The organism is Yersinia sp. 2545 StPb PI, assembly GCF_052217125.1.
Taxonomy (GTDB): domain Bacteria; phylum Pseudomonadota; class Gammaproteobacteria; order Enterobacterales; family Enterobacteriaceae; genus Yersinia; species Yersinia enterocolitica_E.
The window spans coordinates 1,264,714-1,279,426 of sequence record NZ_JAZGPY010000001.1 but is presented as its reverse complement, the minus strand read 5'-3'; the positions used below and the strand labels follow the sequence as shown (position 1 = coordinate 1,279,426).

Here is a 14,713-nt window from a genome sequence, read left to right as displayed (position 1 = left end):
AGCGGGTTGAGGTTAGTAATAGGAATACTCAAAGTCATTGGCATTGCAGTCAGGCAGCAGTTGAGTAAATCCCGATGAGCTTACACAGGTAAGTGACTCGGGTGAGCGAAAGCCGCTAACAACGCGGCAATGCCAAGGATAAAGCATATTTATAAAGGCTCGGTTTGTGCTTCAACCACCGCTAACGCCACCATATTCACGATCCGACGCACTGAAGCAATTGGCGTCAAGATATGCACCGGTTTCGCCACCCCCATCAGCACTGGCCCAACCGTCACCCCTTCCGATGATGTCACCCGCAGCAGGTTGTAACTGATACGTGCCGCTTCCATATTCGGCATAATCAACACGTTGGCAGCACCTTTCAATGGGCTGTCTGGCATCAGGTTATGGCGAATACTTTCCACCAGCGCGGCATCACCATGCATCTCACCGTCAATTTCCAGCTCTGGTGCCATCTGATTAACCAATTCCAACGTGCGGCGCATTTTACGCGCGGCTGGGCAGTCTGAGGTGCCAAAGCTGGAGTGAGATAACAGTGCCACTTTCGGTTCAATCCCGAAGCGACGCACAGTTTCAGCGGCCATTAAGGTAATCTCAGCCAACTGCTCTGGTGTCGGATCATCATTGACATAAGTATCCGCAATAAAAGTGTTACCGGTGGGTAGCAACAGTGCATTCATCGCACCCGCCACATGAGCACCTTCACGGAAACCGAATACTTTCTCTACCACATCGTAATGTTCATGGTAGGTACCGATAGTGCCACAAATCATTGCATCAGCTTCACCACGATGCACCATGATCGAACCAATCAGTGTGGGATTACCAATCACTGCACGACGGGCTTGCTCTTGCGAGACGCCACGACGTTTCATGATTTGATAATACTCTTGCCAGTACTCGTTAAAACGCGAATCGGATTCATTGTTAACCACCTCAAAGTCTTTACCTGCTGTAATTTGCAGGCCCAACTTCTTCAGTCGGGTCTCAATCACACTCGGGCGGCCAATCAGAATAGGATAAGCCAGTTCCTGCGAGATCAACTCCTGAGTAGCATGCAGCACCCGCTCTTCTTCCCCTTCCGCCAATACCACCCGTTTCATCTCTTTCTTCGCCTGCGAGAAGATAGGTTTCATAAACAGGTTAGTTTTGTAGACAAACTCAGACAGCTTTTCGATGTAAGCACTAAAATCGGCAATTGGCCGGGTTGCCACACCAGAGTCCATCGCCGCTTTGGCCACTGCCGGTGCAATTTTTACAATCAGACGCGGGTCGAATGGTTTAGGAATTATGTACTCAGGGCCAAAGGAGAGGTCTTGCTCACCATAAGCGGATGCCACCACATCACTCTGCTCAGCCAGCGCCAGATCCGCAATGGCATGCACACAAGCCAGTTTCATCTCTTCATTAATGGTGGTGGCACCGACATCCAGCGCGCCACGGAAGATGAATGGGAAGCACAGTACGTTGTTAACCTGATTTGGATAATCCGAGCGGCCAGTGCAAATAATCGCATCAGGGCGCACCGCTTTCGCCAACGGCGGCAGGATCTCTGGTTCCGGGTTCGCCAGTGCCAAAATCAGTGGGTTCGGTGCCATGGTTTTCACCATGTCCTGAGTTAAAACCCCCGGGCCAGAACAGCCGAGGAAGATGTCCGCACCTGGCATCGCATCACCCAGCGTGCGTTGACCGTTATCTTCAATCGCATACGCCGCTTTGGTTTGTGCCATATTGGCCTCACGGCCTTTATAAATCACACCTTTGGAATCGCATGCAGTGATATTGTGATGTTTTAATCCCAGCGCCACCAGCAGGTTTAAACAGGCAATCGATGCCGCCCCTGCCCCTGATACCACCAGTTTCACATCGCTGATGTCTTTCTTCACTACCCGCAGGCCATTGAGTACCGCAGCGGTGCAGATAATCGCCGTGCCATGCTGATCATCGTGGAATACCGGGATCTTCATGCGTTCACGCAATTTTTGCTCAATATAGAAACATTCCGGTGCTTTGATATCTTCCAGATTAATGCCACCGAATGTCGGTTCCAGCGACGCGATAATATCAATCAATTTGTCTGGATCGAGTTCATCCACTTCAATATCAAATACATCAATACCTGAAAATTTCTTAAACAGAACGCCCTTACCTTCCATTACCGGTTTACCGGCCAATGCGCCAATATTGCCCAGTCCCAGCACCGCAGTACCATTGGAAATCACAGCAACCAGATTGCCGCGCGCCGTGTATTTGTAAGCAGCCAAAGGATCAGCGGCAATTTCTAAACACGGAGCCGCCACACCAGGCGAGTAAGCCAGCGCCAAATCCCGTTGGGTTGCTAGCGGTTTGGTTGGCGACACCTGAATTTTCCCTGGGGTTGGATATTGGTGAAAATCAAGCGCACTCTGTTTCAACTGTTCGTCCATTGTAGGTTCCCTTTGATTTTATTCTTCGAGGTTATACCCAATAAACTTGAAATTGCAGGTAGGCAGCAAGTGAACCAATCCCGATAAGCGCACGATGATAAGTGATTCGGGTCAGTGAACGTAGCTAACACCACGGTGGTTTCAAGGTCGAAGGGTATATATGACCAATAACAGAACCAGTATAGTGAGTGATTTATCACAATCTATGAAGCAGGCCATACTCTGCATAACATTTTTGCTTCAATTGAAGAATTTACTTATCAATCAGAGAGGATGGTCAACAATCGGGGGAGTGAATGCCGCTAACATCACGGCAATATTGGTAAGAAAGGTATTTATTTGAACCAATTATGAATTTGGGCGTATTGCAATAACATAATCGTCTTACCATCTTTAATGCGGCCATCAGCAATCATGGCAATGGCTTCGCTAAACGATAATTCAACCACGTCGATCACCTCATCCTCCACGCCGACATCATCAGTAATTTTCTGATCTGGATGATATTCCGCCGCGAAGAAATAGACGATTTCAGTCACGCCACCCGGCGACATATAAGCTTCAAACAGCTTCTGCACTTTATCAACCTGATAACCCGTCTCTTCCATCGCTTCACGGCGGATACACTCTTCCGGTGAGTCGTTATCCAGCAAACCGGCACAGGCTTCCAGCAACATGCCACTAGGATTGCCATTCACATAGGTTGGCATGCGGAATTGTTCAATCAGTACCACGGCACCCTTCTGGCGGTTATACAGCAGAATGGTTGCGCCGTTACCCCGGTCATACACTTCGCGAATCTGTTGTACCGGAGTCCCGTTATCAGTTATTAAATCAAAGGTGTATTTGTGTAGTTTGAACCAGTTTTTGGATAATAATTCACTCTGAATATTTTCAATTTTGACTGACATAAACCCTTCTCTAATCTGGTTAATAGTCATTAGCGTAATCGGTCACTTGCAAGGTTATACACCTCGCTACGATCTCTTTTTCCTACTGCAACCACAGCAACGATCAACACATCATCGATAACTTCATACACTAATCGAAATCCAGAGGATCGTAATTTAATTTTGTAGCAGTTTTTCATACCACGTAGTTTAGCGCTTTCAATATGTGGATTATCGCTGCACTTTTTTAATTTCTTGGCAAATTGCTGTTGTATCGTCTTATCCAGTTTGTGCCATTCCTTTAGCGCTTCTTCTCTGAACTTAACGGCATAGGTCATAGATAGCTATCCAAATCGATATCAAGCAAGGGTTGATGGCGCCGCCTGTTAACCAACTCAGCTAATTCGTGATCATCAAGCGCTTCCATTATTTGTTCATACAGTTCTGCGGGTACACAATAGAATGCGGGTTGATTGCGGTTCAGGATAGCTACGGGGAAACCGGCCCCAGCGTTCACTGTTGCCATTGGATTTTTTTTCAGTTCGCTCACGCTGGCACTGGTATCAGTCAAAATTATACTTGGCATAGGCACCTCAAAAAGACCTGTTAACAGGTCTCATTATGCGAGCAGTGACACAATAAAGCAATAAAAATGCCCTGTCGACACAACGTCAACAGGGCATCTCAACAGCGAAAAGCACGACGAAAGAGGTCGGTTAGAAGCCGGTAGGAATATCCTTCATATCCGGTAACTTATGGGCTATCCCTTTGTGGCAGTCGATACAGGTTTTCCCTTCGGTTATCGCCTTACTGTGCATTTTCGCCGCGACCGTTTTTTGTGCGGTGAAGTCCATATTGTCAAAATTATGGCAGTTACGGCACTCTTGCGAGCCATTGGCTTTCATTCGCGCCCACTCATTTTCGGCCATGGTTAGGCGGTGAGCCTCAAACTTTTGCGGGGTATCAATCAGGCCGAAAGCCTTGGCATACAGCTCTTTACTCGCTTTGATTTTACGCAGCATCTTTGGCCCCCACTCATGGGGAACGTGACAATCCGGGCAGGTCGCCTTCACACCACTGCGGTTGCTGTAGTGGATGGTCCCCATATATTCCTGATAAACGTTATCTTTCATCTCATGACAGCTAATACAGAATTTCTCGGTATTCGCCATCTCCATGCCGGTGTTAAATCCCCCCCAGAAAATGATGCCACTGACAAAGCCAATTAGCAGTAAAGTCCCGAGCGCCAGCCGGCTTGGCCTGCGCCACCACTGCCATATACGTCTGATAACACCGGGCTTTTTAGTTTCGCTCATAACTTATCTCGCTTATCGCTCATTTCGGTTATTGGCCAAAGCCAGGGGCTGGCTGGAAGCTGTTACCGACAATCGGTGCGGCATCAGTTTGTGGCACATGGCATTGCAGGCAGAAATAGCGACGTGGTGAGACTTCACTCGATACTTTGCCATCACGGTCAATAAAGTGAGTTGGGCTGACACGCGGTGCTCCAGTGGTGCGATAGTGCTCCACACCATGGCATTGCAGGCAACGGTTGGTATTTTTACTGACTTGATAGCCATCCACGCTATGCGGGATCAGCGGGGGTTGGTTAACATAGTTCAATGCCATACGCTGTTGTTGTTTCGGCATTTTCACTTTGCCTTCAGCCGTGCCAGAGACTTCTGGTGATTGAGTCAAGTCCATTTCGACATTGCTGGCAGCAGTGGCTGCACCGGTGATCACCAACACCGCCAGCAGCGATATAACTGACAAAAACCGGCGGTTTAATGATTTAAAAATCGTGTTATTCATTATTTTCTCCTGAGTACACCGTCTTTATCCTGAGCATCCCTGGATGAGGGTATCACTGGCTGCTCATGCCTGCCCCGCAGGGCAGGCAATCTCAATTACGCCACTACCCGTGCCAACTTCACTGCACATTTTTTGAAGTCAGTTTCTTTGGATAACGGATCGGTGGCATCCAGCGTCAGGTTATTGACCAACTGTGCAGCATCGAAGAACGGCATATACACCAGTCCTTGCGGTGGGCGGTTACGGCCACGGGTTTCCACCAATGAGGTCACTTCGCCACGCCGTGAAATCACTTTCACTTTGTCACCACGCCGCAAATCACGGGCTTTGGCATCCAGTGGGTGAATGAATAGCACCGCTTCAGGGAAAGCGCGGTGTAACTCAGGGACGCGACGGGTCATGGAACCGGTATGCCAATGTTCCAGCACACGGCCGGTAGAGAGCCACAAGTCATATTCCTGATCCGGGCTTTCAGCCGCAGGCTCGTAGGGCAGCGCAAAGATTACTGCCTTGCCATCAGGTTTACCGTAGAAACGCACGTCTTCGCCTTTCGGCACGAAGGGATCGAACCCCTCACGGTAACGCCAGAGCGTTTCTTTACCATTGACTACCGGCCAGCGCAGGCCGCGCTCTTGGTGATAACGGTCAAACGGTGCTAAGTCATGGCCGTGTCCGCGACCAAAATCGGCATACTCTTCAAACAGCCCTTTCTGAATGTAGAAGCCGAAATCGCGTGCTTCGTCGTTCAGTTGGTCGGCGGGGATTTCACTCAGTGGATATTTGCTGACCACATCGTTGGCAAACAGCACGTCATACAACGTCTTACCGCGATACTCCGGTTTTTTATCGACCAACTCAGCAGGCCAAACATCTTCCACTTTGAAGCGTTTGGCGAACTCGACAATCTGCCATAAGTCAGATTTCGCCTCACCTGGCGCTGGGACTTGCTGACGCCAGAATTGGGTGCGCCGCTCTGCATTGCCATAAGCCCCCTCTTTTTCCACCCACATCGCAGTCGGTAAAATAAGATCAGCAGCCAGTGCACTGATAGTGGGATAAGGGTCAGATACCACAATAAAGTTGCGCGGATCACGCCAACCCGGCATGCGCTCTTCATTGATATTCGGACCCGCTTGCATGTTGTTATTACACATCACCCAGTAAGCATTAAGGGTGCCATCTTTTAGCGCGCGGTCTTGCGCCACCGCATGCAGCCCCACTTTCTCAGGGATAGTGCCGGCAGGCAGTTGCCACTTGGTTTCAGCAATCTGGCGATGTTTTTCGTTGGTCACCACCATATCTGCCGGTAGACGATGGGAGAAGGTCCCCACTTCACGGGCTGTGCCACAAGCAGAAGGCTGGCCGGTCAGAGAGAATGGGCCAGACCCCGGTTTAGAGATTTTGCCGGTTAACAGGTGCAGGTTGTAGCACATGTTGTTGGCCCAAACCCCGCGGGTGTGTTGGTTAAAACCCATGGTCCAGTAGGAGACTAATTTTACTTTCGGATCAGCATACAACTGCGCCAACGACACCAGTTGGTCCTCCGGCACGCCGCTCATTTTAGCGGTTTTCTCTAGGGTATATTCCGCGACAAAGGCTTTGAAATCATCAAAACTCATCGGCTCGGAGGCATCACTACCCGGATTCTTGGCGGCTTTTTCCAACGGATGGGTTGGGCGCAGACCATAACCGATATCGGTGGCACCACGGCGGAAATTCACATGGCGGTCGAGGAAACCCTGATCAACAGCATTATTCTGGATAATGTAATTGGCGATGTAATTCATGATGGCCAGATCGGTCTGTGGCGTGAAGACGATCGGGTTATCTGCCAGCTCAAAACTACGGTGCTCAAAGGTAGAAAGGACGGCGATCCTGACATTGTCATCGCTCAGGCGGCGGCTGGTCATGCGCGACCACAAAATCGGGTGCATTTCGGCCATATTGGATCCCCAGAGCACGAATGCATCTGCTTCTTCAATATCATCGAAGCAACCCATAGGTTCATCCATACCAAAGGTACGCATAAAACCCACCACCGAAGAGGCCATACAATGACGAGCATTCGGGTCCAGATTGTTGGAACGGAAGCCTGCTTTCAGCAACTTGGAAGCCGCATAGCCCTCCCATACCGTCCATTGGCCGGAGCCGAACATACCCACCGAGGTTGGGCCTTTTTCTTTTAGCGCGTTTTTGAACTTCAGTTCCATGATATCAAAGGCTTTTTCCCAACTTATCGGGGTAAAATCACCTTCTTTATCATACTGACCGTCTTTCATGCGCAGCAGCGGTTGAGTCAGTCGGTCTTTGCCATACAGGATTTTCGGCAGGAAATAGCCTTTGACGCAGTTTAGCCCACGGTTAACCGGTGAGTCGGGATCCCCTTGCGACGCCACGATACGGCCATTTTGTGTTCCGACCAATACACCGCAGCCCGTGCCACAGAATCGGCAAGGTGCTTTGTCCCATTTTATTGCATTTGTTGTTTCACCCACCACGGCTTTAGCGACAGTAGGTATGGTCAATCCGGCGGCGGCGGCTGCGGCTACCGCAGCATTGGCCTTCATAAAATCCCGGCGGCTGAGTTTCATGGCATTTCCTCACCTTGGCTTTCCTGCTGGTGATAAACCAGCGATACAGCCAGCACACCATCCAGATTACGTGCTGACTCAATATGATTCAGGAGCACGTCTGAGCGCGCCGCCTGCATAACCACCACCAACTTGCCCAGAGTGGCATCACTGGTGGGTATTTCTGTTCCCGGGATAGCCAACAGGTCGTCGATCAGTTGTGCAATTCGCGCCGGTTTGGCTTGCAGCACCAATCCACAGACATGCCATTCTTTATCGTCCATCTTCACTCCGGGTAAGGGTTACTGCCTGAACCGGACAACTGGGCACACAGGCACCACATCCGTTACAAGCAGGAAGGTCTAATTCGGGCTGAGCAATGCCGTTTACGCGCGGACGAAATCGAATTGCCCTACTCTCACAGCTATCCTGACAGCTACGGCATTCAATATTGTGGAAAGGTAAACAGCGCTCTGAAATGTTGATTTTAAGTCGCCAGGGCGTCAGAGCTGTTGCGGTAAAAACACCCGCCTCACACACCTGTACACAGGCCTGGCAAAAACTACATTCAGCACGTTGGAAATCTATTTCGGGGAATCCGCCACTGCCAACCACCAATACACCGGTTTCACAGGCAGTCACACAGGCATGACAGCGGGTACAGCCAGCAATAAAATCGGCTTCCATCACCGACCAGGGGGGCCTATGCGCTGAAAGTTCTCGTTTATCTGCTTGCCAAAGGCCAGTCAGCAATTTACGCCGTGATAAATCAGTCATACTGATATCCTTAACATCTACTGGCGCGCCCGCATGTGCGATAGAGAGAGTTCATTCAAAGCCCAGAGGTTTACATTGGCTGGTGATAATAATTCTTATTTTTATTAAAGGATTTCCCCAGTGTTTAGGTATTAGATACAGAATAATGAGTAATAAAATAATTACTCTTTAGGGTTAATCGGTGGTAGATATTGAGCAAGATCAATTAATTTAGTGGTTATTTACGCAGTTTGTCACTGTTAAATCTATTTTCGTTATTACTTTTTTTATATAACGATTTGTTTAATGAGAATAGCTATCAAACAAGATGATACTTTGGTAATTATTTCTTCAGGTAAACTGTTGCGGTTAAATGAATTTGGCCTCAGTTTTGAGGTACACTTAGATCGCAGTTTTACTAACAATAATGGATAACGTAGCCTGCTAAATTGGCTATCGAAAATAATCTGTATTCAACAGCCAAAATATTTAACGTCTATACCCAATAGATTACAAAGTGCAGGAAGGCGGTCAGGAACAGATGTGCTCACCGCTCACAGTGGCCGAGTAACATCAACCGCCAATCCCCCGATGCAATTTGCAAGATAATGGGCATATATCGGTTACAGGGACATTACTTATATGACCAAAAGTCACACCATTATGATCGTTGATGACCATCCCCTTATGCGCCGTGGTATTCGGCAATTACTTGAGATGGACCACAGTTTTGATGTCATTGCCGAAGCTAACTGCGGCAGTGAGGCTATTACCGAAGCGGCCAAATGTCAGCCGGATGTCATTCTGCTCGACCTGAATATGAAAGGGATGTCTGGGCTAGATACCCTAAAAGCATTACGACATGACGGGATTGATGCGCGAATTATCGTGCTGACGGTTTCTGATGCGCGCAGCGATGTATATGCCATGATTGATGCCGGTGCTGATGGTTATCTGCTCAAAGATAGCGAACCGGAAGTATTACTGGAAAATATCCGTCAGGCAGCGCGTGGCGAGAATGTATTCAGCAATGAAGTTGCACAATACTTATCCTCCCGCCATGAAGAGATTAATCCTTTCTCCGAGTTAACCGAGCGCGAATTAGATGTGCTGCAAGAAGTGGCGCGCGGTATGTCCAATAAGCAAGTCGCATTTGAATTACACATTTCAGAAGAAACCGTAAAAGTACATATTCGTAATTTATTACGTAAGTTAAATGTGCGTTCGCGAGTGGCAGCAACCATTCTGTTTTTGGAAAATAAAAAGTACTAACCACCACCCAATTATTTAATAGCCACCAAACTACTCGCTGGCTATCAGGCTACTCAATGGCCGCTAAAATAAAATCATGGTTATCGTATATCCATTTTTTGTTCAGTGGCCCCCAACTATCTAACTGGTAATAACCCGCGTTATTGCGCACGCCACACTGCACAAAAGTCAGAGTGATACCCAAACCGGGTAGCGCCTTCAAGACATCTTGCAAGGTGCGCCGTGGCCAGCCGGTCAATTCCATCAAGCGCGGTACATTAAGCGAGTCACCACTGCTGATTAACCAGCAGAGATAGATACGGCGGGCAAACACTGGATTTAGCTCCATAAAAATTCCTATTTTGAGTGACTGCTATTCCCTACCCATTTAACATCGCAACAAGGCTGCCACGCTAAATTCTTGGGATATAATCAGTTTACCTGATGCCAGAAAAAACACCTGTTTATCATTATTTTCTACATTGAGGTGGATTAACTCAGTTTTATCGAGGTTTTTTACAGGTTCTCCATATTTTCTTCACGTTTCCACCCGCATTCCCGCGTAAAGTGCACAGTAGATTCTGCTGGATATGATTTTTTATTTATAGAGGCTGGCACTGCATGGCTAATTTTTTCATCGACCGCCCGATCTTTGCTTGGGTATTGGCGATAATTTTGTGTCTTACCGGGGCTTTAGCAATCTCGACGCTGCCTGTTGAGCAATACCCGAATCTGGCACCACCTAATGTCCGCATCAGTGCCTCATATCCAGGAGCCTCGGCACAAACACTGGAAAATACCGTCACGCAGGTTATCGAGCAAAGCATGACCGGCCTTGATAAGCTGCTGTATATGTCATCGCAAAGCAGCAACTCTGGCAGCGCATCAATAACCCTGACATTCCAAGCGGGTACTGATCCTAACGAAGCGATGCAGCAGGTACAGAATCAGTTGCAGTCTGCCATTAAAAAACTGCCACAAGATGTGCAACAGCAAGGGGTTTCAGTCTCGAAATCTGGTGATAACACCTTGATGATGGTGGCCTTTGTCTCCACCGATGGCAGTATGGATAAACAAGATATTGCCGACTATGTCGCCAGTAATCTGCAAGACCCACTTAGCCGTATCGAAGGGGTCGGTAGCATTGATGCCTTCGGTTCCCAATATGCTATGCGTATCTGGCTCGACCCCAATAAACTCAATAATTATCAACTGACCACCCAAGATATTGTCAGCGCTATCCAATCGCAAAATAGTCAGATTGCGGTGGGCCAATTAGGCGGAACCCCTTCCGTCGATAATCAGGCATTAAATGCCACCATTAATGCTCAATCTCAATTACAGACACCAGAGCAATTTAGGGAAATCACGCTGCGGGTCAACCAGGACGGCTCGCTGGTCACATTGGGTGATGTGGCTAAAATTGAGATGGGTGCTGAAAGATATGATTATCTGAGTCGCTTTAATGGCCAGGCGGCATCAGGGATGAGTATCAAGCTCGCCTCCGGTGCCAATGAACTGCAAACCGATGAGTTGGTTAAGGCCCGGATAGCAGAACTGGCCCCGTTTTTCCCGCACGGTCTTGAAGCCAAAATCGCTTATGAAACCACACCGTTCGTTAAAGCCTCAATCAAGGATGTGGTAAAAACATTGTTGGAAGCCATTTTGTTGGTTTTCCTGGTGATGTATCTCTTTTTGCAGAATTTCCGCGCCACCCTTATCCCAACAATCGCCGTCCCAGTGGTGCTATTGGGCACGTTCGCAGTACTGTCGGCGTTCGGATTCAGTATTAATACCCTAACCATGTTTGCCATTGTATTGGCGATCGGGCTGTTAGTTGACGATGCCATCGTGGTGGTAGAAAACGTCGAACGAGTGATGAGCGAAGAAGGACTAGGGCCACGCGAAGCGACTCGTAAGTCTATGGGGCAAATTCAGGGCGCATTGGTGGGTATTGCGCTGGTGCTGTCTGCCGTGTTTATCCCGATGGCATTCTTCGGTGGGACCACCGGGGCCATCTACCGCCAATTCTCCATTACCATCGTTTCTGCCATGGTGCTTTCGGTGCTGGTCGCCTTGATTCTAACCCCAGCACTTTGCGCCACCATGCTCAAACCCATTCAGCAGGGCCATCATCACGCCAAGCGTGGCTTTTTCGGTTGGTTTAACCGTATGTTCGATAGTAACACTCGCCGTTACGAGAAAGGTGTGGCTCAGGTGTTACATCATAGTCTGCGCTATATGTTGCTCTATTTTCTGCTGTTGGGCGGGCTGGCTCTGTTGTTCATCAAGTTACCGACGTCGTTCTTACCATTGGAAGACCGTGGTGTGTTTATGGCGCAAGTCCAGCTCCCAGTGGGATCAACCCAGCAACAGACACTGAAAGTGGTTGAAAAAGTAGAGAACTACTTCCTGACGGAAGAAAAGAATAATGTGTTGTCGGTATTCTCAACGGTGGGGTCCGGCCCAGGTGGTAACGGCCAAAATGTGGCACGCCTCTTCATCCGGCTGTCTGATTGGGATCAGCGTAAAGAGAGTAATAACTCTTCTTTTGCCATTATTGAACGCGCCACCAAAGTATTTAATAAAATTGCCGAAGCCAGAGTGTCAGTCAGTAGTCCGCCGGCCATTTCAGGCTTGGGTGGCTCATCAGGTTTTGATATGGAATTACAAGATCACGGCGGTTTGGGCCATGACAAATTGATGGCTGCTCGCGATCAGTTATTACAGATGGCGGCTAAAGAGCCAGCCCTGACCCGGGTGCGACATAACGGATTGGACGATAGCCCGCAGTTGCAAATAGATATCGATCAACGCAAAGCACAAGCATTGGGCGTAGCACTGGATGATATTAATAACACCCTGAAAACGGCCTGGGGTTCGACTTATGTTAACGACTTTGTTGATCGTGGGCGGGTGAAGAAAGTCTATGTGCAGTCTGAGGCCACCGCCCGTATGCTGCCGGAAGACGTTAACAAATGGTATGTCCGTAATAAAAGCGGCAGCATGGTGCCCTTCTCGGCGTTCTCTACTACCCGCTGGGAATATGGCTCACCACGATTGGAGCGCTATAACGGTTATTCTGCACTGGAGATTGTCGGTGAGGCGGTACCAGGTATCAGTACCGGTACTGCAATGGATGTTATGGAGAATCTGGTCAAACAGCTACCGAATGGTTTTGGTCTGGAGTGGACAGGCATGTCCTATCAGGAGCGGCTATCGGGTTCACAGGCCCCGGCCCTCTATGCCATCTCGTTACTGGTGGTGTTTTTGTGTTTGGCGGCATTGTATGAGAGCTGGTCAATACCGTTTTCTGTGATGTTGGTGGTGCCTCTCGGGGTTATAGGTGCGGTGGCGGCCACTTGGATGCGTGGGTTGGAGAATGACGTTTATTTCCAGGTCGGGTTGCTGACCATTATTGGCTTATCGGCCAAAAACGCCATTTTAATCGTCGAGTTTGCCAGCGAATTAAACAATAAAGGTAAAGATTTAGTCGAAGCCACTCTTGAGGCTTCCCGCCAGCGGTTGCGGCCTATTTTGATGACCTCGCTGGCATTTATCTTTGGTGTATTACCCATGGCTATCAGCCAGGGTGCAGGCTCAGGTAGCCAACATGCCGTAGGTACTGGTGTGATGGGGGGGATGATTTCAGCTACCGTGCTGGCGATTTTCTTTGTACCGCTGTTCTTTGTTCTGGTGCGTCGTCGCTTCCCAGGCAGGCCACCGCGCGCGAAAGAGTCACGAGAGCCGCTACCCCCCAAGGATGGGCCGGGTAACGAGAGCCGCCAACACACCTACGGTTTGAAAGATGACATCTGATTATGCCCAATAGATTTCAAGCTGTAGGAAGACGGCAAGCAAGAGAATCCCGATGAGCTGACATCAAGTCAGTGATTCGGGTGAACGAGAGACGCCAACACACCTACGGTTTGAAAGATGACGGGCATAAAAAAGGCAGAGCCAATATGGTCTCTGCCTTTCTGGCGAGCGATTTTTCGCCCCTGGGTGTAATAAGTCAATCGTTAAAACAACAAAAAGATAGTTACTCTTACTGCCGGTTTATTCGCTTATGCCTTACGCAGCATAGCATCGATAAACTCTTTCCACGTGCTTAACTCAAATTCAACCATAACATCCTCTCTAATTATCGCGGCCAATTATACGCCTATTTTTTGAACAGTCAAAATTGAAAGTAAGCTACCTAACGGTTGAAATGAGATCTGTCGCAGAGATCTTGAATTTTGCCCTGTCACTGAGTTTCCTCAGCCAGCATTACATCACTTGCCTGTTTTATCATTCGAGAGTAGCGTGCTCAGATATATAGGGGTAAACGCCGTTTTTGACAAAACCCGTTATTGGCAAAATACAGAGCACAACCATGAAACACTCCATCGACTCATTAAAAGAGCTGGGCCGTTATGATGATGCGGTGGCAATGGCGCTGGACTTACTGCGTCGTTCACCAGATAACGCCAGTCTGCTGTATAAGATTGCCTCACTGTATGATGTGCAGGGGTTGGAGTTGCAGGCAATCCCATTCTATCGGGCCGCTATTGAGCACAATCTGGTAGGTAAAGAGTTGCAGGAGGCTTATTTGGGGCTGGGCAGCACTTATCGCGCTCTGGGGTTATATCAAGAGTCACTGGATACATTTGACCGCGCGTTAGCCCATTTCCCACAAGCGAAAGAGATTACCTTATTCCGCGCCATGACACTGTATAACCTCGGTGAAACCAAAGAGGCAGTCGCTGCGTTATTGATATTGCTGGCTGAAACCTCAAACCATCAGGACATCAGCCTCTACCAAAAAGCGATTCGCCAATATGCCGCTAACCTTGACCGTATTGGCTAAACCAACAGCTCAGTTCTGATTACCGCCGCGCTCAACAACGCATAGCCGTCTGGATTCAAATCACATTTTCCCGCATTATGGGCAAATTGCTCCCCTTGAGCCGGCAGTCGTCTATACGGCTGACCTGATTTGCCATTCTAGCCGAGGTATTAT

At 48.7% G+C, this 14,713-nt stretch carries 13 protein-coding genes; 3 read left to right on the top strand and 10 right to left on the bottom strand.

The window, feature by feature from the left end; genetic code table 11:
• Nucleotides 1-149: 149 nt before the first annotated feature.
• From maeB to napF, 9 genes are all read right to left on the bottom strand, one after another.
• Nucleotides 150-2,429, bottom strand: coding sequence for an NADP-dependent oxaloacetate-decarboxylating malate dehydrogenase (maeB, locus tag V1955_RS05645; protein WP_083163356.1), 2,280 nt, complete (start codon nt 2,427-2,429; stop codon nt 150-152).
• Nucleotides 2,430-2,764: 335 nt separating this feature from the next.
• Nucleotides 2,765-3,340 (bottom strand): GDP-mannose pyrophosphatase NudK, encoded by a 576-nt coding sequence (nudK, locus tag V1955_RS05640; RefSeq protein WP_442820620.1) that lies wholly within the window; start codon nt 3,338-3,340, stop codon nt 2,765-2,767.
• A gap of 29 nt (nt 3,341-3,369) precedes the next feature.
• Nucleotides 3,370-3,657 carry a type II toxin-antitoxin system RelE family toxin gene (locus tag V1955_RS05635; protein ID WP_042568392.1) on the bottom strand — a complete coding sequence of 96 codons (288 nt, stop codon included), beginning with the start codon at nt 3,655-3,657 and terminating at the stop codon, nt 3,370-3,372.
• Nucleotides 3,654-3,905, bottom strand: a complete 252-nt coding sequence (locus V1955_RS05630; protein WP_032905973.1) for a type II toxin-antitoxin system Phd/YefM family antitoxin — start codon at nt 3,903-3,905, stop codon at nt 3,654-3,656. The genes V1955_RS05635 and V1955_RS05630 overlap by 4 nt, the downstream gene beginning before the upstream one ends.
• 130 nt (nt 3,906-4,035) lie before the next feature.
• A complete protein-coding gene (gene napC / locus V1955_RS05625; protein ID WP_372559613.1) occupies nt 4,036-4,635 on the bottom strand; it encodes a cytochrome c-type protein NapC in 600 nt (199 codons plus the stop codon).
• 28 nt (nt 4,636-4,663) lie between these two features.
• The gene (gene napB, locus V1955_RS05620) at nt 4,664-5,131 is read right to left on the bottom strand and encodes a nitrate reductase cytochrome c-type subunit (protein ID WP_102970546.1); all 468 of its coding nucleotides are present in this window, start codon (nt 5,129-5,131) and stop codon (nt 4,664-4,666) included.
• 95 nt (nt 5,132-5,226) lie between these two features.
• Nucleotides 5,227-7,722: a nitrate reductase catalytic subunit NapA gene (gene napA / locus V1955_RS05615; RefSeq protein WP_083163347.1), complete on the bottom strand. Its 2,496-nt coding sequence runs from the start codon at nt 7,720-7,722 to the stop codon at nt 5,227-5,229.
• Entirely contained in the window at nt 7,719-7,985 is a 267-nt protein-coding gene (napD, locus tag V1955_RS05610; RefSeq protein ID WP_083163344.1) for a chaperone NapD, read from the bottom strand. Before napD ends, napA begins: the two co-directional genes overlap by 4 nt.
• The gene (gene napF, locus V1955_RS05605; RefSeq protein ID WP_083163341.1) at nt 7,975-8,478 is read right to left on the bottom strand and encodes a ferredoxin-type protein NapF; all 504 of its coding nucleotides are present in this window, start codon (nt 8,476-8,478) and stop codon (nt 7,975-7,977) included. The genes napD and napF overlap by 11 nt, the downstream gene beginning before the upstream one ends.
• A gap of 621 nt (nt 8,479-9,099) precedes the next feature.
• On the opposite strand from napF, the gene narP reads away from it, so the two are divergent.
• On the top strand, nt 9,100-9,729 hold the full coding sequence (gene narP, locus V1955_RS05600; protein ID WP_442820619.1) for a nitrate/nitrite response regulator protein NarP: 630 nt from the start codon (nt 9,100-9,102) through the stop codon (nt 9,727-9,729).
• A gap of 49 nt (nt 9,730-9,778) precedes the next feature.
• Here narP and V1955_RS05595 read toward each other — a convergent pair whose 3' ends face one another.
• Nucleotides 9,779-10,057 (bottom strand): winged helix-turn-helix domain-containing protein, encoded by a 279-nt coding sequence (locus V1955_RS05595; protein ID WP_083163336.1) that lies wholly within the window; start codon nt 10,055-10,057, stop codon nt 9,779-9,781.
• 272 nt (nt 10,058-10,329) lie between these two features.
• Here V1955_RS05595 and acrD point away from each other — a divergent pair, with 272 nt between their 5' ends.
• The gene (acrD, locus tag V1955_RS05590) at nt 10,330-13,527 is read left to right on the top strand and encodes a multidrug efflux RND transporter permease AcrD (RefSeq protein ID WP_442820618.1); all 3,198 of its coding nucleotides are present in this window, start codon (nt 10,330-10,332) and stop codon (nt 13,525-13,527) included.
• Between the two features lie 559 nt (nt 13,528-14,086).
• On the top strand, nt 14,087-14,560 hold the full coding sequence (locus tag V1955_RS05585; protein WP_083163331.1) for a tetratricopeptide repeat protein: 474 nt from the start codon (nt 14,087-14,089) through the stop codon (nt 14,558-14,560).
• The last annotated feature ends 153 nt before the right edge of the window (nt 14,561-14,713 follow it).

What these genes read in the sequence shown, in the direction of transcription:
- napB (WP_102970546.1), bottom strand. Translation starts at nt 5,131, where the DNA reads ATGAATAACACGATTTTTAAATCATTAAACCGCCGGTTTTTGTCAGTT.
- napD (WP_083163344.1), bottom strand. Translation starts at nt 7,985, where the DNA reads ATGGACGATAAAGAATGGCATGTCTGTGGATTGGTGCTGCAAGCCAAA.
- V1955_RS05585 (WP_083163331.1), top strand. Translation starts at nt 14,087, where the DNA reads ATGAAACACTCCATCGACTCATTAAAAGAGCTGGGCCGTTATGATGAT.
- acrD (WP_442820618.1), top strand. Translation starts at nt 10,330, where the DNA reads ATGGCTAATTTTTTCATCGACCGCCCGATCTTTGCTTGGGTATTGGCG.
- napF (WP_083163341.1), bottom strand. Translation starts at nt 8,478, where the DNA reads ATGACTGATTTATCACGGCGTAAATTGCTGACTGGCCTTTGGCAAGCA.
- V1955_RS05630 (WP_032905973.1), bottom strand. Translation starts at nt 3,905, where the DNA reads ATGCCAAGTATAATTTTGACTGATACCAGTGCCAGCGTGAGCGAACTG.
- V1955_RS05635 (WP_042568392.1), bottom strand. Translation starts at nt 3,657, where the DNA reads ATGACCTATGCCGTTAAGTTCAGAGAAGAAGCGCTAAAGGAATGGCAC.
- V1955_RS05595 (WP_083163336.1), bottom strand. Translation starts at nt 10,057, where the DNA reads ATGGAGCTAAATCCAGTGTTTGCCCGCCGTATCTATCTCTGCTGGTTA.
- napC (WP_372559613.1), bottom strand. Translation starts at nt 4,635, where the DNA reads ATGAGCGAAACTAAAAAGCCCGGTGTTATCAGACGTATATGGCAGTGG.
- maeB (WP_083163356.1), bottom strand. Translation starts at nt 2,429, where the DNA reads ATGGACGAACAGTTGAAACAGAGTGCGCTTGATTTTCACCAATATCCA.
- nudK (WP_442820620.1), bottom strand. Translation starts at nt 3,340, where the DNA reads ATGTCAGTCAAAATTGAAAATATTCAGAGTGAATTATTATCCAAAAAC.
- narP (WP_442820619.1), top strand. Translation starts at nt 9,100, where the DNA reads ATGACCAAAAGTCACACCATTATGATCGTTGATGACCATCCCCTTATG.
- napA (WP_083163347.1), bottom strand. Translation starts at nt 7,722, where the DNA reads ATGAAACTCAGCCGCCGGGATTTTATGAAGGCCAATGCTGCGGTAGCC.